The 20,173-nt window shown below is 34.8% G+C and carries 15 protein-coding genes; 12 read left to right on the top strand and 3 right to left on the bottom strand.

Annotated features, from left to right (window positions below):
* The first annotated feature begins 146 nt into the window (after nucleotides 1-146).
* From OQX61_RS17875 to OQX61_RS17855, 5 genes are all read left to right on the top strand, one after another.
* Nucleotides 147-1,145, top strand: a complete 999-nt coding sequence (locus OQX61_RS17875) for a hypothetical protein (protein ID WP_265843167.1) — start codon at nucleotides 147-149, stop codon at nucleotides 1,143-1,145.
* A 119-nt stretch (nucleotides 1,146-1,264) separates the two neighbouring features.
* Nucleotides 1,265-1,570, top strand: coding sequence for a helix-turn-helix domain-containing protein (locus OQX61_RS17870; protein ID WP_265843166.1), 306 nt, complete (start codon nucleotides 1,265-1,267; stop codon nucleotides 1,568-1,570).
* A gap of 126 nt (nucleotides 1,571-1,696) precedes the next feature.
* The gene (locus tag OQX61_RS17865; protein ID WP_265843165.1) at nucleotides 1,697-2,899 is read left to right on the top strand and encodes a VapE domain-containing protein; all 1,203 of its coding nucleotides are present in this window, start codon (nucleotides 1,697-1,699) and stop codon (nucleotides 2,897-2,899) included.
* Nucleotides 2,900-3,194: 295 nt separating this feature from the next.
* Complete coding sequence (locus OQX61_RS17860; RefSeq protein WP_265843164.1) at nucleotides 3,195-3,530, top strand: MobC family plasmid mobilization relaxosome protein; 336 nt, start codon at nucleotides 3,195-3,197, stop codon at nucleotides 3,528-3,530.
* Nucleotides 3,527-4,693 carry a relaxase/mobilization nuclease domain-containing protein gene (locus OQX61_RS17855; RefSeq protein WP_265843163.1) on the top strand — a complete coding sequence of 389 codons (1,167 nt, stop codon included), beginning with the start codon at nucleotides 3,527-3,529 and terminating at the stop codon, nucleotides 4,691-4,693. The genes OQX61_RS17860 and OQX61_RS17855 overlap by 4 nt, the downstream gene beginning before the upstream one ends.
* A gap of 424 nt (nucleotides 4,694-5,117) precedes the next feature.
* Here the strand turns inward: OQX61_RS17855 and OQX61_RS17850 are convergent, their stop codons facing one another.
* Nucleotides 5,118-5,336: an XRE family transcriptional regulator gene (locus tag OQX61_RS17850; RefSeq protein ID WP_265843162.1), complete on the bottom strand. Its 219-nt coding sequence runs from the start codon at nucleotides 5,334-5,336 to the stop codon at nucleotides 5,118-5,120.
* Between the two features lie 155 nt (nucleotides 5,337-5,491).
* Here OQX61_RS17850 and OQX61_RS17845 point away from each other — a divergent pair, with 155 nt between their 5' ends.
* The 7 genes from OQX61_RS17845 (at nucleotide 5,492) to OQX61_RS17815 (ending at nucleotide 14,644) form a co-directional block, all read left to right on the top strand.
* Nucleotides 5,492-6,106, top strand: a complete 615-nt coding sequence (locus tag OQX61_RS17845; RefSeq protein WP_265843161.1) for a hypothetical protein — start codon at nucleotides 5,492-5,494, stop codon at nucleotides 6,104-6,106.
* A gap of 87 nt (nucleotides 6,107-6,193) precedes the next feature.
* A complete protein-coding gene (locus tag OQX61_RS17840) occupies nucleotides 6,194-6,493 on the top strand; it encodes a hypothetical protein (protein ID WP_265843160.1) in 300 nt (99 codons plus the stop codon).
* A 345-nt stretch (nucleotides 6,494-6,838) separates the two neighbouring features.
* Nucleotides 6,839-9,643 (top strand): DNA methyltransferase, encoded by a 2,805-nt coding sequence (locus tag OQX61_RS17835; RefSeq protein ID WP_265843159.1) that lies wholly within the window; start codon nucleotides 6,839-6,841, stop codon nucleotides 9,641-9,643.
* Entirely contained in the window at nucleotides 9,640-11,640 is a 2,001-nt protein-coding gene (locus OQX61_RS17830; RefSeq protein WP_265843158.1) for a DEAD/DEAH box helicase, read from the top strand. The genes OQX61_RS17835 and OQX61_RS17830 overlap by 4 nt, the downstream gene beginning before the upstream one ends.
* The gene (locus OQX61_RS17825) at nucleotides 11,633-12,820 is read left to right on the top strand and encodes a GIY-YIG nuclease family protein (protein WP_265843157.1); all 1,188 of its coding nucleotides are present in this window, start codon (nucleotides 11,633-11,635) and stop codon (nucleotides 12,818-12,820) included. The genes OQX61_RS17830 and OQX61_RS17825 overlap by 8 nt, the downstream gene beginning before the upstream one ends.
* Nucleotides 12,821-12,902: 82 nt before the next feature.
* Entirely contained in the window at nucleotides 12,903-13,763 is an 861-nt protein-coding gene (locus tag OQX61_RS17820; protein ID WP_265843156.1) for a HipA family kinase, read from the top strand.
* A complete protein-coding gene (locus tag OQX61_RS17815) occupies nucleotides 13,763-14,644 on the top strand; it encodes a hypothetical protein (RefSeq protein ID WP_265843155.1) in 882 nt (293 codons plus the stop codon). Before OQX61_RS17820 ends, OQX61_RS17815 begins: the two co-directional genes overlap by 1 nt.
* A gap of 20 nt (nucleotides 14,645-14,664) precedes the next feature.
* On the opposite strand, the gene OQX61_RS17810 is transcribed toward OQX61_RS17815, so the two are convergent.
* Together OQX61_RS17810 and OQX61_RS17805 are read right to left on the bottom strand one after the other, a co-directional pair.
* On the bottom strand, nucleotides 14,665-15,918 hold the full coding sequence (locus OQX61_RS17810; RefSeq protein WP_265843154.1) for a tyrosine-type recombinase/integrase: 1,254 nt from the start codon (nucleotides 15,916-15,918) through the stop codon (nucleotides 14,665-14,667).
* Nucleotides 15,919-16,512: 594 nt separating this feature from the next.
* Entirely contained in the window at nucleotides 16,513-19,947 is a 3,435-nt protein-coding gene (locus OQX61_RS17805) for a pyruvate carboxylase (RefSeq protein ID WP_265843153.1), read from the bottom strand.
* Between the last annotated feature and the right edge of the window lie 226 nt (nucleotides 19,948-20,173).

Raw genomic sequence — 20,173 nt, 5'->3', positions numbered from 1 at the left:
AACATTTTCCAATTATCAGAACACAAAAGTAAGCAATTTTGATGTGAATAATAAGTACTTACCAGTTTACAATTTTTAGGTATTTAAATTATACATTAGGATTACTTTATAACCTAATGTCTACAAATACCTTCAAAAGTTTACAGATGAAATTAACTAAAATAAGCCCAAAAATATTTGCTTTTGCCTTATTTGGGCTGTCTTTGGCAATTACAGTATCATTAGTTTATACATTAGATAAGACCTCAATTAATAAGTACTTTTATTATTTACTTATTTCCTCAGTCCTATTGATTGGAATAAATTTGCTGGTTGCATTTATAAGAGTTGGCGATTTAAATATTCCAATACAAATAAAGATGAAATACTTCTTGGGTGTGCATTACAACTTACCAAGAGATAAATATAAAGAGGTGGTAGCCTCTTTAATAAATGATTACGGCAAACATCCAGATGAAAAAGACTCCATTAGATCGTTTTTGTTCTATTCAACGATTTATTTTTACGCGGTAATTTTGTGTTGCTTTTTATCAATCGGATTTACTGTTTTCCTATTTGCCTACCATCTCCCTCTCTTAGCTGGCTGGCTGTTGCCACTAGTATTTGTTGTTATAGTGATTTTCTTATATGGAGGGTATGTGATGTACAGTAGTACTTTTTCTTCGAGTGTATTCTCAAATATTCGGTTTACCTATAAGAATATAAGGAATTCCAATATACCTTTAGAACCCATCCCAGTTACAGAAAGTATTTTAGAGCCCAAACAAAACTTGATCACTCAACAGGAATTTTCAGATTATTCTTCGTTGTTCTCTAACGAGTATATGCCATACATATCGCTTATAGATAAAATGCTGGTTGACCTTAATTATGCAAATAACATAGAATGGTATGGGTCAAAATACTTAGCAAGGATTTTTTACGACACGATGGTTAATTTTGGCATCATGAAAAAAACTACTGCTGAAAATGCTGCAAGATGTTTTTCAACAAGATTTAATGGGGTACTCCATGGTACATTTAAAGGCAAGGAAGAGAATGTTATAGAGACGGAGAAAATAAAGAGTGAAATTGTGCACGTACTTAGACCTTTTCCCGATTTACCATTATTTAAAAATATCGAATTTCAAAAAAACACGAAATAGAGAATGTTTGGGTGTTTTAGTATAAACCTATTTCCCCTATTATTCCTATTAATAGGGGGAATAGGGCAATAAAATCACACTAAAGCTAACATTTGTGCCATAACAAAATATGGCGCAAAATGGAAAACATCATTGTAACAAGCGAGCCTCAACTTAAACAATTAATAGTTGAAGCATTAATTACCGTTCTAGGGGATACTACAGCATCAAATGGTTCACCCAAAACAAAATACCTGTCTACAGATGAAGCTGCACTTATCATTAAGAAAACTGCTGGTGCATTAAGGCAAATTGTACATAAAAGAGAAATCCCGTCAATTAAGCGTGGCAATTCTCTCCTGTTTCTAGAAAGCGATCTAATAATTTGGTTAGAAAAAGGCAGAAGAACAATTTCAAGGGAAGATCCCGCAAAATATCTCAAATAATTTATTGGAAATAAAAAAGCGAAAACACGCTCATGTTTTCGCTTTAAGAATTGTGCGGAATGGTTTTTCCTTTCAACAGGTCAAATATACCATTTCGTGATTGATTATCAATTGATTGATTAGAAAATGGCTAAAAAACCAAATTATGAATTAGGCGATTCAGAGAACAGCAGCAGCACTATTAAAATGATTAAATTTTTATTCTCAAAATATGATTTTATCAACAACACCATTCTTAATGAAGTGATGATAAGCTTAAAAGATGAACGGAGTTTTAATGCTGTAAACCCTAACACCTTATATATTGAGGTTAGGCAAGCTGGTTTTAGAACCACCGTTGGGGAAATAAATACTTTCCTCAGTTCTGATTACATTATCAAAGTAAATCCATTTGAAGAGTATTTTTCAAAGATTGAACAATTGTGGAGTGGGTTAAACGAAGATTACATCCAGAAATTCGCTCAATATATTGAGGTTGAAAACCAAGAAAGATTTTTCGTCCAATTTAAAAAGTGGTTGGTTCGGTGTGTTGCCTGTGCATTGAATGAAGATTACTTTAATAAGCAAGCTCTGATATTCGTGCATGAAGAACAAAATAGTGGGAAGACCACTCTTACACGCTTCCTAATTCCTAGTGATCTGTATAATTATCAGGCTGAGAACATCTCGGTTGATAAGGATAGTTTAATTTCACTTTGCCAAAATTTTGTGATCATTCAGGATGAGCTATCAACTCTGTCAAAAACTGAGATTAATGCACAAAAAACTTTAATGAGCAAGTCATATATTAAAGTTCGACACCCATACGATCGAAAGCCAAAAATGGAGCCGCGAAGGGCATCTATCATTGGCTCAACAAACAAAGCGGAATTTCTTACTGATGAAACAGGCAGTGTAAGGTGGTTATGCTTTACTGTTCGAAAAATTAACTGGGCTTACAAAACCGATATAGATATCAATATGGTTTGGGCTCAGGCTTATCATCTCCACCAAAATGGTTTTAAGTACGAAATGACACCAACAGAAATAAAGGAAAATGAGATTTCAAATAATCAACACACCACATTTACAGTAGAGATGGAACTCATTCAAAAATATTATTCCCCAGGAACGAATCATGACTACGAACAGTTTTACACCGCAACTGATCTGGCAGAACACTTAACAACAACCATTGAGGGGAGGCTGAAAATCAATCCAGTTGAGATTGGTAAGGCTTTAAAGATTCTCGGTTTTGAACAGGTACAAAGAAGAGGGCACGAAAATCAAAAGTTCGCAGTAAAAGGTTACCTGATTAAATATAATTCTCTTACTACTTACTACAAATGATGACAATAAGCAGTGAATCAATTGATTCCCCAGAAGTAAGATGAATAATTAAACTTACTGCTACTTACTCCATGATTGATAGTAAGAAGTAAGTGTAGTAGGTGGTTTTTTAACTATCGTAGGAATTTATTATTGATGAAATACAGGTTTATAAACGGAATGAATTATTGGCGAATACCTGCTTGGAAAATCGCTAGGATTAAGTCGTTTGCACGAAGCAAGCCATGTTTTGGTAAGACCAAAACGCTTGCCTCGCTAAGACTCAGATTGTTCAACTCACTATGTTCATAAAATTATGGCTAGACCGCAAAAAGAAAAAAAGGAAAAAAGAACAGTGAAATTTACATTCAGGATGAATGAAAAGGAAGTTCAGGAACTGGCAAATCTCTGTGCCTATTCCAGCCTTTCTGGGGCTGAGGTGTTACGTGAAATCGTTTTTAAAGACAGGTTGCTACTACCTAAAATTCCAGCACTGGATTTGCAAACTTATGGAGAGTTAAAAAGAATAGGCAATAATATCAATCAGATTGCAAAGCACCTAAACTCTGGCACCTCAACTCAGGTAGACGTTAGAATCATCTATGAATTGTCCTCAAGACTGGATATTATCATTAAAGCCATTTTAAAATGATAGCAAAACAGACAATAGGAAAATCGTTTGGTGGTGCATTAAACTATAATCTTAAAAAGCTTTACAGCAAAGACCATGAAAATAGAGCCGAGCTTTTGGCAACCAATTTTTTAAGTCTAGATCAGACCGAAATAAAAAAGGAGTTGGCGATTATGAAAGCTCTGAATCCAAACTTAAAACGAAATACTTACCATACCAGCTTAAATTTTTCAATTGATGAAAAAATATCAAATGAAAAAATGGAGGCCATTGCAAAGGAATACATGGAGAAGATGGGTTTCGATAACAATCTCTATTTTATTTTTAGGCATAACGATGCCGAACATCCGCATTGTCATGTACTTACCCTTAGAAATCGGTTTGATGGAATTGTCGTTTCCGATAGTAATAATTATATGCGAAGTGAGGCGATTGTCAGGGAGCTGGAAGAGAAATATAATTTGGTAAAAGTAATAAGTAGCAAGGAATCATTGACTAAGGCGCCTGATAAGGATGAACTAGAAATGATAAGCCGTACGGGTAAAGTCTCTGATAAAATGCTGATGCAAGAAAAAATAGCTGATGCATTTGCTGATAGTAAAAACATAAACCAATTCATTAACAGATTAGAACAATCAGGAATTAGTCCATTATTCAACCAAGCAAAAACAGGAAGGGTATCTGGTATCACCTACATCATGCCAAATTTTAAGGCAAGAGGTCAGGCTTTGGGTAGCCGGTTTAAATGGGGAAACGTTATAAAAGAAATAAATTATGAGCAAATTACAGACAGCAAGGAGATTAGCCAAGCAAACAGTAGAACAAGAGAAAAGTACAACATCGGAATCGGAGGAGAAAATTCCAACAATGAAAGAGATTTATCAACTGATAGAACTATTTCTAAACCGGATAAAAGCTATAGAGACCGACCAGTACAGGTTGATGGTATTTATAAAGGAGAATTTACAGAAGAAGAGCGAGAAAGAAACGAGCAATCAAATAATAACGCTAGCCCTGGAGAAACTACAAAAGGCGCAGAATCGAATGGAGGTAATAATGAAAATAATCTTCTTCACGATTCTAATTCCCTTGATGGTATTAACAACAGTAGGCTTTATAGTTTTGATTTGTCAATAGCCAACGATGAGGACGACAGCTTAAAACGGAAAAAAAGGAAGAGGTAAGATTTGTATGCATATATACGAATATTCATATATCTGTATAGTCGTATATATGTACGAGAATTTACAATGTTGGTATGGGTGATTTTTGTAAAATCAGTTTCAGCAAGCTCAAATAAGCACAGAATAAACAAAAGAGCTTTTTATAAATTTATGAAATTCAAGAATAGAGGATATTAGATTTGTTTTTTCTTTTTGCTGTAATTGGGCAATCATATCCGAATAATGCAAAATCTTATCAAAAGATAATAGAATTAAGTTATGCAAGAAATGCCTACTTCAAAAACTGCCCCTGCAATACCATTAATCTTTCTTTTCAGCAAACCACTAATATGAGAGCGTATCTTTTTTGCTCAACATCTTTGGTAGCAGACCAAGGCAACATTTCAGAACATTTTGGTCGATAAATAAAGCGCCGTTTTGTCGGTCAAACCCCTTTAAGGTGCAAATCTTTATATAATGTTTTAAATAACTCCACAATATCGGCATCAATCGCTAATGCGATTAGGTACAATTCAAATCCCATAGGCCTTGCATTAGTTTTAAGGCATAAATCGTTCAATCGTTGCACTGTTAGACCTGTCTTTCTTGCTATTGCTGCTTTAGTAACAGATTTTCGGTTCAGATATTCTCCTAATGGTGTCATTGATAATCGATTTTTTAAATGATAAATATAAGTTGTTATCAATAAGATATTTTAACTATTGCAAAAACGAATGTTTAACATTACATTTATAATGTTAAACATTCTATTAAAGTTGTAATTGTTGTTTCATTCACACCTTCTTAAACAAGATTTTTATGATTATTGAAAACAAAATGCCTGTAGCCGTTCATTTTAGGTATCTAAAGGAAGACGAAATGAAGAATCCCCTTTGCTGTATTAGTAAATTTTGCACCCTTGATATTTACATTGAAGATTTAAGACGCGGGGTTATTAATTTAATTAAATCAGCGTACACTAATTATGAGAATAAAACCTCAAGGGATATTCAGAATTATATGATGAGCCAACGCCAGATTATTAAGTTGATGGAAGTTGTACATACTTTGAAATGCAATGGTGAAGATTTGAAAGTTTCTAAAGATAATCCTCTTTATAGAAATGGAAGTTATTGGTTTGGATACCACCTTGATAATAGGGAGTTAATTAGTTATCCTGCTATTTACTTTCGCCAATTGACCGATAATGAAGTAAATAATATAACCTTGTTTTTTGAGGATTTGTTTTCATTTATGTCCCTTCCTAGTTGGCACGATACAATGGATAATTTAATCTTTTGCGCCTGTAGTGGTGAAAATTATGATGACACCTATGGGGATAATGGCTGTCCTATGATATTTATAATGGAATACTTAGAAAAATTAGTTGAATCAATCTATTTGATTAACTACCTAAGACCTTATCCTTTTTAATGGGTGGGTTAAGTCAGTTATTGGCCCGTCATACGGCTAAAAAACCTCTTATTGTTCAACAATGTAAATTAACATAACTTTAGAAATATGTCTATATACAAATACAAAATCAAACACTTTCTTCAAAATTTAACGCATGAAGAATACCGAATTATGTGGGTAGTTCTTCCGGAGATCTTGGATGTTTCTCGTAATACACTGGTGAATTATCAAAATATTAAGCAAGAGGATCATAAGGATATTCCATACCAGATTGTTCGCAAATTGGAACACATTTTTGGTTGTGCCCAGGGCGAATTGTTGAATATAGATGTGTTTGCTGATCACTATACAAATTTGGTCGCACAAGCAAAGGTCAATAACCCTCTCCAGTTCGATTCTTTTTAATGCGGATTAAGCATCCTAGATTCTCAATTAGGTAAACTTCGCAGAGAATAAAAATAATTTGAGGCACAGCGTAATGTAGAAAACCCAAAACATATTGCTAAATTTAACTTAAATCATCTTAATCGGATTTCTAAGGAACTTAGTGTTCCTTTTCGAGATATCTTTCTGGAATATTCGCTGTAAAAACAGAATGAATATGATTTTATACTCAGACTAATTTGCTACAATTATTAGGTTAACTTAAGTACGTTACGGTATGGTGAGGTTAAAGTTGATATACAACCACTTATAGCGTGCCGACCATTATTGCTAATTTAAATCATATTAAACAATTATCTTTGAAGCATGACCTCTAAAGAAATTGAAGCTAACCTTGAAAAACTGATAGCAAATCTTAATAATGAAGAATTTATTTATGATTTACTTTTGGCTTATGGAATTTCGAAAACATCGGTCAATAGATTAAAGAAAGGAGATTTCAATTTTTCTAAAATTGCAGGGGAAGTTTTATATAAAAACAAATTGTTTTTTGCCTATGCTGAAAGTGATTTACATTTAAAAGTTGATGAGTTTGCTACTGACGAACGATTACTTAAACAAAATCCAAGATTTGTTATTGTAACGGATTACAACACTTTAGTAGCAAAAGATTTAAAAACAAAGTTAAATAGAGATTTTCTACTCAAGGATTTACCAAAATATTTCGATTTTTTTCTGCCGTTAACCGGTGCGGAGGTTTATAAATCTTCGAATGACAACAAAGCTGATAGGGACGCCGCTTACAAGATGGCACAACTTTATGATATTTTAGTTCAAGATAATCCTGACTTCAAAGATGATAGTCATAAACTAAATATTTTTCTTTCAAGACTACTATTCTGCTTTTTTGCAGAGGACACAGGTATATTTGAGAAATCAAGCATTTTTACGGAGACTTTATCACAACATACAAATTCTGATGGTAAAGATGTTGATGAGTTTTTGAATTCTTTTTTTCAACGTCTAAATACTGAAAATGGTTCTTTTCCAGATTACTTGCAAACTCAGTTTCCTTATGTAAATGGAGGGTTATTTAGTGATGATATAATATCGCCTAAATTTTCTTCAAAATCTAGAGCTTTGCTTTTAAGTTGTGGAGATTTAGATTGGAGCGAAATTAATCCTGATATTTTTGGTTCAATGATACAGGCTGTAGCAGACCCCGAAGAGCGTAGCGATTTAGGGATGCACTACACATCTGTACCAAATATTAGGAAATTAATTGATCCCCTTTTCTTAGACCCTCTAAAGGACGAATTCGAAAAAAATAGTGATAATGCAAAGGCTTTAGATAAATTATTAGTAAGATTATCAAAAATCAAATTCTTTGACCCAGCATGTGGAAGCGGCAACTTTCTAATTATAACATATAAAGAAATACGACTTTTAGAAATAGAGATAATTAAGCAAATAATTTCTTTAACCAATCAATCAACTTCTATATCTGATGGAAGTCAATCTAAAATTCATTTTACTGCTAGCGGTCATCAAGTGGTAATACCTGCAAAGCAAGCCAAAATTAATTTTAATGGTTCACAGACTAAGATATGGTTCACTGAAATTTCTCTCTCTCAGTTTTACGGTATAGAGATAAAAGATTTTGCACATGAAATGGCGATACTTTCTCTTTGGTTGGCTGAACATCAAATGAATAGAGTATTTGATGAGCGTTTAGAGGGATATGGACAAAGTAAACCAATACTGCCACTTAAACAAGCTGGGAATATCACATGCGGAAATGCGACTAGAGTAGATTGGAAAATAGTTTGCCCTATTAAAAAAGATGACGAGGTATACATTTTGGGTAATCCACCATACTATGGCGCTCGGAAACAAAATGAGGAACAAAAAGGAGATATCGCATTTACTTTAAATTCCATAAAAGGAGCAAATAATCTAGATTATATTGCGATTTGGTTTTTTAAGGCAAAAAAATATATTGAAAATTTGAATGCCAAGTTTGCTTTTGTAACTACAAATTCAATTTGCCAAGGCGAGCAGGTTTCTAATTTATGGCCAACATTGTTAAAGGATAATATCGAGTTAGAGTTCGCATATCATTCATTCAAATGGACAAATAATGCTATTGGAAACGCAGGAGTTACGGTTATTATAATTGGGGCAAGGAATTTAAGCACTCAATCCAAATTTCTTTATACTGATAATATAAAAAGAGAAGTGAAAAACATAAATGCATATCTTATAGATGCACCTTATATTTATGTATTGCCAAGGACAAAACCCTTGAGTAAATTTCCAGAGATGAATTTTGGAAGTATGGCGAATGACGGTGGCAATCTGTTTTTGGATCCAGTGGAGAAAAATGAGTTTATATCTTCTAATAAAGAGGCAAGGAAGTATATTAAGAAATTGGTAGGCTCACTTGAATTTATTCGAGACGTTGAGAAATTCTGTTTATGGATTAGTGATGACGAACTCGAAGAGGCAAGTAAAATTATCCAAATCAAAAATAGAATTGATTTGACAAGAAAGTCACGTATTGAAAGTAAAAGACCAACGACGCAAACCTTGGCCAATACTCCTCATAAATTTGCAGAAATTCGGTTTAAAAATTCAGATGCTATTTTTATGCCTAGTGTTTCCTCAGAGAAAAGAGAATATATTCCTGTTGGTTTTATGAACAGTGATAGTGTTATTGTCGCCCCAAACTTTGCTATTTACGATGCTCAACCATGGCTCTTTGGCATTATTCACTCTAAAATGCACATGGTATGGGTAAGTGCCGTTGGGGGGAAGCTAAAAACAGATTATAGATATTCTGCTAAACTAATTTATAATACATTTCCTTTTCCGGAAACCAGTTTAAAGCAGAAAGAGAATATTAACCAATACGTTTATGACGTTCTTGATGAAAGAGCAAAATACTCTGAAAAAACAATAGCTTGGATGTATAACCCCGGCACTATGCCAAAAGGACTAAATATAGCTCATAAGGCGTTAGATGAGGCAATTGAAAGAATTTATCGTTTAGCACCATTCTCAACTGATGCTGAACGACTAACGCATTTGTTCAAGGTTTATGAGGAAATGGCAAAAAAAGATACATTATTTGCAAAAGTAAAGGCTACTAAAAAAACTAAAATCAAGTGAGCGAACAGAAATTAGAACAAACAGCATATTCTAAACCAATTAACTTGGTGCAGGTTAATTATGCCCAAACTGGTCAAAGCAAGCAAATAAATAGTTTAGGCATGCGAGAAATGCAAGCTAAAGCTTTTGAGGCTAGAACTGCCAAATATCTTTTATTAAAAGCACCCCCTGCGTCAGGTAAATCTAGAGCCTTGATGTTTCTTGCGTTAGATAAATTGAAAAATCAAGGCATAAGAAAAGTTGTTGTCGCTGTGCCAGAACGTTCAATAGGCAGCTCATTTAGCCCTACTCAATTAACAAAATTTGGTTTTTTTGCGGATTGGGAACTAAATCCAAAATACAATCTATGTACAGTTGGTAATGATGGTAGTAAAGTAAAAGCATTTTTGTCTTTTCTAGAAAGTGATGAAAAGATACTGATCTGCACACATGCAACACTTCGTTTCGCTTTTGAAGGAATGACAGATACATCTTTAAATGACTGTCTTTTAGCAATAGATGAATTCCACCACGTTTCTACAGATGGTCAAAACCGTTTAGGAGATGTGCTACGCAAGGTAATGACAAAATCTACCGCCCATATTATCGCTATGACAGGTTCTTATTTTAGGGGAGATAGCATTCCTGTTCTTATGCATGAGGATGAAATAAAGTTTACTAAGGTTACTTACAATTATTATGAGCAATTAAACGGTTACGAACATTTAAAATCTCTTGGCATTGGCTATCATTTCTACAAAGGTAGGTATTATAAAAAACAAGATAGTGGGCTATCTGCACTTGAAGAAATACTAGATGAAAATTTAAAAACTATCATCCATATACCAAGCGTTAATTCATCTGAATCATCTAAAGAGAAAGATGAAGAAGTTAGTCATATAATAGATTGTATAGGAGACTTGGAGTACCAGGATGAAGAAACAGGAATTCGTTATGTAAAAAGTAAACGGAGTGGTCGAATTTTGAAAATTGCCGATTTAGTAAAGGATAATCAAAAAGAGCGTGACAAAGTTGTAGCTTATTTAAGAGGTATTAGCAGTGCTGATGATATTGATATGATAATTGCATTGGGGATGGCAAAAGAAGGTTTTGATTGGCCTTTCTGTCAGCATGCGTTAACTATTGGTTATCGTGGTTCTTTGACAGAAATCATTCAGATAATTGGTAGGGCAACAAGAGATAGTAATAATAAAACACATGCACAGTTTACAAATCTAATTGCGCAGCCTGATGCCGTAGATGATGACGTAAAATTGGCTGTAAACAATATGCTAAAGGCAATTACCGCATCATTGTTAATGGAGCAAGTACTAGCGCCAAACTTTAATTTCAAGCCAAAGTATGATGGCGATATTGACGATGAAGATAATGAGGATGATGGAAAGACTATTAAGGTTAGGGGTTTTAAATTACCAACATCACAAAGGGCAAAGGCTATTATAGAAAGTGATTTGAATGATTTAAAAGCAAGAATACTACAAGATGATACAATGCTTAAGGCTATGCCTGGTAATGTAGAGCCAGAAGTAATTAACACAATCATTATCCCTAAAATAATTAGAGAGATATATCCTGATTTAAGTGCAGAGGATGTAGAAGCAGTTAGGCAGTATGTTGTTGTAGATGCTGTTATTAAGAACAGTATAATTGAAGAACAGGGGAGTAAAAAATTTATTAGAATGGCTGGCAGTTTTGTTGATATTGACGATATCCATATTGATCTAATTGATACAATTAATCCATTTCAAAAAGCATTTGAGATATTGTCAAAATCGGTAACTACATCAGTTCTTAAAGCTATTCAAGATACAATAAACGTATCAAAAATTGAGATGACACAAGAGGAAGCTATTTTGTTATGGGATAAGATTAAAGAATGGGTTGCTAAGACTGGAGAACAGCCAAATATTCAATCATTTGACCAAAAAGAGCAACGAATGGCGCAAGCTTTAGTATTTTTGAGAGAGGCAAAAAGAAAGCGAGAAGAAAATGGCTAAAACACTCGACGATATATTTGATGATGATGATTTTGGGTTGCTTAACCACAAGGAAAAATCTGCTAATGTTAAAACTGATGAAGACAGGCTTATAGACTCTTTTGAAGAAATTAATGCATTCTACGAGAAAAACAATAGTGAACCATCTACGGGCAGTATGTCTGAATACAGTTTATCCGCGAAGTTGAAAGGGTTTAGAAGCAATGACAGCAAAAAGAAAATATTAAAACCTTTTGACCGTTTCAATTTACTTGGAGAAGTGGAAATGAAAAAAAAGACCCTTGATGATATATTAGCGGAGGATGATTTAGGATTGTTAAATCCAGAGGGAGATTTATCTATTTTTGAGTTTAGACATACACGTAAAATTGATAAACGAGCGGATGCTGATTTTGTGGCTCAAAGAACTTCTATTCCAGATAAGGATTTTGAGAAGTATGAAGCTGTGTTCAAGCAAGTACATCAAGATTTAAAGAGTGGTAAGCGTAAATTATTACCCGCTGAAAATGTTTACAAAAATATTCAAGTAGAACATTTTTATTTGTTGGATGGTATGTTATTATATCTTCAATCTGCAGTATTAAATGAAGAAGAAATCGGCGGACGAAAAAGATTAGATGGTCGTACCGTAACTATTTTCGAAAATGCCACTAAGTCTACCATGCTCTATCGTTCCTTAGGTAAAGCAATACAAAAGAGTGGTAAGGTGATTACTGATACAGATGAAGATATACAGTATCAATTAAATAATAATGTGGGTTTAGTTAAGGAGGAGGATTTACAAAGCGGTTGGGTTTATGTTTTAAAATCAAAATCTAAAAGATCAGAGATTGCTAATTTGGAAGATTTATTTAAAATTGGCTTTTCCACCACTAAAGTAATAGACAGAATAAAAAATGCTTCGAGAGAGGCTACTTATTTGTTCAGTGATGTAGAAGTAATTGCAACTTACTCTTGCTACAATTTAAATGTTCAGGCTTTTGAAAAGTTAATTCATCGTTTTTTTGCAGAGAGTTGTTTAAATGTTGATATCTATGACGCTGATGGACGTAGATTAGTTCCTAGAGAATGGTTTGTTGTCCCTTTGCCAATAATTGATGAAGCTATAAATCTTTTGATAATGGGGACAATAGTGAATTACAGATATGATAACAATTTTGAGAAGATTGTATTAAAGTAAGTACTATTCAAAAGAATTCTTTACTTTTCACTTTAAGATAGCCATTCTTCTTCAAATATCTATATGTTATTACATGCTGATATTGGAAGAAATTACTAATATTGACATGCTCCAGCCAATAAAAACGATAGAAATATCAAAAATAATCAAAGAAACAACTACAAAGGGAAGTGCACCATTATTAACTTATGGTATTGATGATAATACTTATTTTGTTAAAACTACAGCTCAAAAAAATCCATCAGCCGAGATCATAAATGAGCTTTTATGTGCTTATTTTGCCCAATGCTGGTCATTACATGTCCCTGAATTTTGCTTAGCAACAATTTCAAAAGAAACTGTTGACAATTATGTACAAGACATGGGTAAATTATCGGGTTTTTATTCACCCGATTTTTATGAGAATACGTTATTTGGTTCTAAACAAATATGGTCAGCGACTGAGCTAGATCAATTTATAAATATTTCTAATAAAAGAGAACTGAAACTGTTTTCAAATCCAGTAGACTTTCTTAAAATTGGGGCATTTGATTTGTGGGTAGGAAATAAGGATAGGAGACCTGAAAATCCAAATGTTTTAATTGGTAATGAAACTGGTTTATTTGACTTTCATCCTATCGACCATGCCGCCGCATTTGCTTATTTGACTAATTATAAAGAAGTTCGAGAAGTATTGTTACACATAGAACCGAAAAATTGCATATTATCAACTATATTGGCCAAAACAATTAGTAGCTTTGTAACTCATGAAGACATTGAAAACCTTAAAAATGACATTAACGATTGTATAAGCAATACAATAGAAAATCTTGATTTTATATTTGACCAAGTCCCTGATAGTTGGGGATTGAGTAAAAAATCGAAAGTACATTTAAAAGCTTTTTTTTCTGATAAAGCTCGAAACAAAACAATTATTGAACATTTTTTGTCTTATTTAAAATAATGAAAAGTTTTTACAGCATATTGAAATATGTAAATAATCCCCTTAGCAATGAAATAATTGCTTTAGGGCTTGTTGTTATTGCTGATGAACAAGTTTATTTTCATTTATCTCATCAAAAACTTGAATTAGCGAGGAAGCTTAATCCTAAAAATTATAAACTTTTAGAGTTTTCTCTAAATCAATTTAAAAATTTTGTCAAAAAAGAAACCGTTGATGAGTCAGTATTTTTATTTAGATCAGAGAAGCATTTAAATAAACAATTTCTTCATAGACTTTATGATTATAACAATGGAATTTTGCAGTTTTCAAAACCAGAGGTTATAAATTCTATTATCTCATATAACACATTTCATGATTATTTTAGAAAATTCATAGGAGAAGAGCTTATTTCTGAAGAAAAAGAAAGTGTATCACAATTTAAAAAAGTAATTGAAAAAAAGCTTTATAACCCTCTAAAGGACATAATTGATATTGATTACACTCTCAAGAAAAAGCAAATCGAAACTTTATTTTTTGATTTTCATTTGGATGGATTAGGGGTTAACGGAAGCCTTTATGCCGCTAAGGCTATTGACTTTAATTCTAATAGACAGCTTGGCCAAATTAGAAATGACATTAGTGACTTTGAAAGTGTCATTGAAAGATTGAAAATACTAGCTGTTTCAAAAGGGTTATCTAGTGACCATAAATTTTGTTTAATTGTAGATCCTTATAAGGGTAATAAAATCTCTTATAATGATTTGTATAATATATTGAAAAAAGATAATATGCCACTATTTGATATAATTTCTTCTAAAGAAATGGATAAATTTGTCAATATAGTAATAGATAAAAAGGCTCGTAAATTTTCTGAAGAATTAAACTTAAATATTCAAAATTAGAAAGGCTGAAATATGCTTTTTTATTTCAAAAGCCGTTCCTGAAATTCCATTAATCTTTCCTTTTTTTCTGCACCAATATAATTTTGGGTCGATTTAATGTCCTCATGGCCTATTACATCCTTGATAGTGTTCATAGATGCACCTAAATCATGCATCATGGTAGCAAAGGTGTGACGGGCGAAATATGTGCTTATATCGGAGGTAATGCCTAATGTCACGGCTATTTTTTTTAGCTTAATATTTACGCCACTAATATAAGAGCGTATCTTTTTTTGTTCAACATCTTTGGAAGCTCCCCAGGGCACGACATTAAAAATGTAGCTATTACCCAATTTTTTACTTCCATGTAAATCAATGATAGATTGTATTTTTGGATTTAAGAATACTCGAATCTGTTTATCAGGTAGTTTTGCAGAAGTCTTTTGTCTAACGAAATAAAAAGCATCGCCTTTTATATCCGACCATTTTAACTTGAAAATATCATAAAAGTTCATTCCATTGGCTAAATAGGAGAAGATGAACATATCCCTTGCGAAAATCTCTTTATCGTCTTCACTTTGGTAGTTTACCATCAGCATTATTTCATCATGCTCCAAAGGCCTTTTTGCACTTCTCGATTTGGGGATAACGTACTTGCCCTTTCCGAATGGATTCTTTGTAATGTGTAGTACGCCAGTTTCTGTTAAAGAATTGATGATGGCTTTTACTCTGGTTAAATACATATTTAATGTAGTAACAGAATACGTCTTTATCATTTTGTCTTTATTTTTCTCAATGATGTAGTTCGTGCCAAGTGCCCATTTTTGAAAAGCTTTTAGATAATCAGGTGTAAGCTCTTTAACATACAGCTTCTTAGATTTTTTTTCATTAAGGTTAAATCTTTCTAATAAATCGGCTGCTTGAAAGTACAATCTTGAATTGGCAAAATTTTCTTCTTTTTTTAGCAAAGCGGCTTTTTCTCTTATGAGATCAAGCAAATCATTCCTGTCGCCAGTATTCTTAAACCGCATTGTAAAAGTATCAAAATTAAACACCTCTAAATCTTCGATAATGTCATTGGCCTTTTTTAAGAGGTCGTCTAATTTGCTTTTTGTTTTTTTCTGGTTAGCATCAAGCCGAAGACCATTTGAAATCTTGGCAAACTCCGCATCATCGGCACTGAAAACCGTTTCGAAAAATTTGCTTTTACGCTCATGTGTTACCCTGATTTTTATAGGGAAAAAACCATTCTTTTTAGGACGTCTTTTGTCGTGGTACAGATTACAATTGGCCATATGTTAAATTACAAGTTTCGATTTGCAAATTTTAAAAAGTGCGCAAACAATTTGCAAACATTTTAAAAATGTGATAAAATTTAGTGAGTTACTTATTTGTTTAAATAACTGACAATCAGCAAGTAATTAATGTGGAGTGATTTTATGAGATGCTGTAAAAACGTATATTACGTCTCTACTGATGACATATTTCTATATTTAAGTGATTAAATGCGAACTAGTTACCTTGTTTCCTGAAGGTAGACCGTAGTTTTACTTGGTCCTCTTTGTAAACAGGCTAATTACGCGACAAAATTACACAATAGTTTGGCCAAATTCAAAGGCTAGAAATTTAAAGAATCTGAACAGGTGTAATATAACCTTTGTATGGCAGTAATTGTGGTCGGGTTGTAGTCGGGAAGAGCGCTGATACAGCTTAGGGTTGCCGTAAGGTTCGGTAAGGGGTTGGTTACTTAAACCTACAGCAAAGTATGAGCAACCTATACCGAACCTATACCATACCCTTTTGTAATACGCCGTTCTTCCCGACTACAACCCGACCACAACCAAGCGTCATCATATGTTGATTATTTAAGGAGATATTGGTTAGATTTTTTAAAGTTCAAGTACCAGGTCGTCAGTATTGACAATGGTACCTTCGGGTAAGACAATGGTCTTCACCACGCCATCTTCTAATGCAGTAATATTGGATTCCATTTTCATCGCCTCAATCATAAACAGGGCCTGGTTTTTCTTCACGATATCACCAGCTTTTACGAAAACCTTTGACAGTAAGCCTTGTAAAGGAGAACCGATATGGGCAGGATTACCCTTGTCTACTTTGCGGTTTTCCTTTCTGGTTACCTGGATAGATTTATCCAGAATTTCAATATTGCGCGTTTGCCCATTCAATTTAAAGAACACCGTACGCATGCCTACATCATCTGCCGGACCTATGGAAAGCAGACGAATCAGCAAGGTTTTTCCTTTGGCAATTTCAAGAGTTGTTTCCTCTCCCGGCTTCATACCATAAAAGAAATATTGTGTTGGAATTACAGAAACATCGCCATATAACCTGAAAACCCTGATCGCCTCGGCCGTTACTTTAGGGTAAAACTTGTAGGCCAGGTACATGGTGTAGTTTAAATCGCTACCGAAATCCTGCTTAAATGTTTCGAACTCGGCTTCTAAATGAAGGGCTTCCAAATGTTTATTCGGCCGGTCGGTAAATGGTGTTTTTCCTTTCAGCAGGATCCGTTGTAAGGCTTGAGGAAAACCTCCTGTTGGCTGGCCAATTTCACCCATAAAAAAGGAAACTACCGATTCTGGAAAAGCAAGTTGCTCTCCTCTGGCAAAAACATCTTCAGGGCTAATGTCATTGGCTACCATAAACTGGGCCATGTCTCCAACTACCTTAGAGCTTGGAGTAACCTTCACAATATCACCAAATAAGGTATTGACATCTGCATAACGCTGTTTGATCAGTTCAAATTTATCACCCAGACCCAGTGCAATGGTTTGAGGTTTTAGATTTGAATATTGCCCCCCCGGAATCTCATGTTCATACACTTCCGCTGAGCTTGCTTTTAATCCGGATTCAAATGGATAATAGTATTCTCTTACAGTTTCCCAATAATTTGAATAGGCATTTAATGATTTGATATCATAAGGGTTTTCCCTTTCATGGAAGCGCATCATTTCTACAATGGCATTGAAGTTAGGCTGCGCTGTACTGCCGGATAAGGCACCCAGGGCGCAATCGATGACATCAACTCCTGCTTCAATGGCCATCAGATAGGTTGCGGGTTGCAGGGAAGAGGTGTCGTGGGTATGTAAGTGAATCGGTATTTTCACTGTATCCTTAAGTGCTTCAATTAAAATTTTTGCAGCATATGGTTTCAGTAAGCCCGACATGTCTTTAACCCCCAGAATATGACTTCCGGCATTTTCCAGATCTTTGGCCAGCTTTAAATAATATTCCAGGTTATACTTACTCCGTTTGGGATCAAGAATATCACCAGTATAACAAAGTGCGCCTTCTGCAAGACCTTTGGTTTTTTTGCGTACCATTTCAATGCAGGGTGCAATATTCTCCATCCAGTTTAAGGAATCAAAGATTCTGAAAATATCCACGCCCTTTTCCCAGCTCTTCTCTACAAAAGATTCAATCAAATTATCCGGGTAAGCTGCATAGCCAACGCCATTGCAACCACGGATGAGCATTTGAATTAAGATATTGGGCATTGCAGCACGTAATTTTTCCAGTCGGCGCCATGGGTCTTCATGTAAAAAGCGCAGGCAAACATCAAAGGTTGCTCCGCCCCAGGCTTCCATGCTAAAGGTTTGGGGGTGATGTTTTGCAAAGCCTTCTGCCACTTTTAGCATGTCGTATGTACGCATTCTGGTAGCCAGTAAAGACTGGTGAGCGTCCCTGAAAGTGGTGTCGGTATAATGTATTTTCTTTTCTGCTTTAAGCCATTTCGAGAATTCTTCCGGTCCGAGGGCTGTTAACAGATCTTTGCTGCCCTTTGGATACGATTGTACATCGACTTTTGGTACGATTGGTTTTTCCAGTCGCTTATTCTCGTCAACCTCAAGTACGTCAGGGTTACCATTTACAGAAACCTCTCCCAGATAGGTTAAAATACGCGTTCCGCGATCCAGTCCCTTTTTAGTTTCAAAAAGCTCCGGATGTTCCTGTATAAAATTCACTGTTGCCTTTCCCTGTATAAAGGTTGGGTGGCTGATCAGGCTTTCCAGAAACTCAACATTGTTTTTTACCCCACGAATCCTGAATTCTCTTAAGGCCCTGTGCATTTTCCTCGCTGCATCTTCTAAGGTACGGCCACTGGTGCTCACTTTTACCAGCATGGAATCAAAAAACGGACTGATTTTCATCCCTGGATAGGTGCTCCCTTCATCTAGCCTGATGCCAAATCCAGTTGCATTTCTATAGGTAATCAAGGTTCCATAATCGGGCTTGAAATTATCAGCAGGGTCTTCTGTTGTAATGCGACATTGCATTGCAAATCCGTTACAAGAGATAGTTTCCTGATTTTTAATGCCCAATTCCGGATCAGACAAGTGATAGCCATCTGCAATAAACAACTGGGTTTTGATCAGGTCAATACCTGTTATCATTTCTGTAACGGTATGTTCCACCTGAATCCGGGGGTTTACTTCAATAAAATAGATGGCTTCCTGTTCATCAATTAAGAATTCCACTGTTCCTACATTATTATACTTTACGGCTTTTGCGATAGAGGTCGCATAGTGGTAAAGCTGATCTTTGGTTTGCTGGCTTAAATTTAAGGAAGGTGCAACTTCAACGACTTTTTGGAAACGGCGCTGTACAGAGCAGTCGCGTTCAAAGAGGTGCACCACCTCCGCATAGTTATCCGCTACAATCTGCACTTCTATATGCCTTGGCCGGTTGATAAACTTTTCAAGAAATACAGTATCGTCACCAAAAGCATTTTTCGCTTCACTACGTGCTTCAAAGAAACTCTTTCTGAGCTGTTCATCGTTATGTGCAATCCGCATTCCACGTCCGCCGCCGCCAAAAGCCGCCTTGATCATTAACGGATATCCAATTCGGTTGGCCTCGGATAAAGCCTGTTCAATAGTGTCCAGATCTACCTCACTGCTTTCTATGATCGGCAAGCCTGCAGATTTCGCCACCTTTTTTGCGGTAACCTTATCTCCCAATGCTGACATGACATCGGGTCTGGGGCCGATAAATACAATGTCGTTTGCTGCACACTGCGCAGCGAATTCTTCGTTTTCTGATAAAAAACCATATCCAGGGTGTATCGCATCTGCCTCGCAATATTTTGCCATGGCAATGATTCCTTTGATGTCGAGGTAAGGTTTTAAAGGTTCATGGTCCGAGCCAATCTGATAAGCTTCATCTGCTTTGTACCTGTGTAGGGAATACCTGTCTTCGTAGGTGTAAACAGCCACTGTCTGGATGTTTAGCTCACTGCATGCCCGTTCAATACGAATAGCGATTTCACCGCGATTGGCAATTAACACTTTCTTGATGTTCATAGTCTGGTTGTAGGTTGAACCAAAAATATTACATTCTTATTGAATTTATTCTATTCAAATCAATTTATTATCAGTTAGTTATGTTGTATAAATTACACTATCTGACCGGTTTTTTATTGATTTTTCGGGGGGGGGGAGGGGCAAGTGATGTGTTGTTGTGAAGTATTACTGTTTTGTGGCAGGACTAAAACTGATTGCATATTATTGCCATCGGCATTTATTTTTT

Origin of the sequence: Pedobacter sp. PLR (genome assembly GCF_026239675.1) — a bacterium.
In the GTDB taxonomy this organism is placed as follows: domain Bacteria; phylum Bacteroidota; class Bacteroidia; order Sphingobacteriales; family Sphingobacteriaceae; genus Pedobacter.
Note: the sequence above shows the minus strand (reverse complement) of the source record. Positions and strands in the feature narration are given on the sequence as shown.

Bases quoted from the DNA above. Each gene is read 5' to 3' on its own strand.
- OQX61_RS17875 (WP_265843167.1), top strand. From the start codon at position 147: ATGAAATTAACTAAAATAAGCCCAAAAATATTTGCTTTTGCCTTATTT.
- OQX61_RS17845 (WP_265843161.1), top strand. From the start codon at position 5,492: ATGATTATTGAAAACAAAATGCCTGTAGCCGTTCATTTTAGGTATCTA.
- OQX61_RS17855 (WP_265843163.1), top strand. From the start codon at position 3,527: ATGATAGCAAAACAGACAATAGGAAAATCGTTTGGTGGTGCATTAAAC.
- OQX61_RS17870 (WP_265843166.1), top strand. From the start codon at position 1,265: ATGGAAAACATCATTGTAACAAGCGAGCCTCAACTTAAACAATTAATA.
- OQX61_RS17860 (WP_265843164.1), top strand. From the start codon at position 3,195: ATGGCTAGACCGCAAAAAGAAAAAAAGGAAAAAAGAACAGTGAAATTT.
- OQX61_RS17805 (WP_265843153.1), bottom strand. From the start codon at position 19,947: ATGAACATCAAGAAAGTGTTAATTGCCAATCGCGGTGAAATCGCTATT.
- OQX61_RS17835 (WP_265843159.1), top strand. From the start codon at position 6,839: ATGACCTCTAAAGAAATTGAAGCTAACCTTGAAAAACTGATAGCAAAT.
- OQX61_RS17850 (WP_265843162.1), bottom strand. From the start codon at position 5,336: ATGACACCATTAGGAGAATATCTGAACCGAAAATCTGTTACTAAAGCA.
- OQX61_RS17825 (WP_265843157.1), top strand. From the start codon at position 11,633: ATGGCTAAAACACTCGACGATATATTTGATGATGATGATTTTGGGTTG.
- OQX61_RS17810 (WP_265843154.1), bottom strand. From the start codon at position 15,918: ATGGCCAATTGTAATCTGTACCACGACAAAAGACGTCCTAAAAAGAAT.
- OQX61_RS17815 (WP_265843155.1), top strand. From the start codon at position 13,763: ATGAAAAGTTTTTACAGCATATTGAAATATGTAAATAATCCCCTTAGC.
- OQX61_RS17865 (WP_265843165.1), top strand. From the start codon at position 1,697: ATGGCTAAAAAACCAAATTATGAATTAGGCGATTCAGAGAACAGCAGC.
- OQX61_RS17840 (WP_265843160.1), top strand. From the start codon at position 6,194: ATGTCTATATACAAATACAAAATCAAACACTTTCTTCAAAATTTAACG.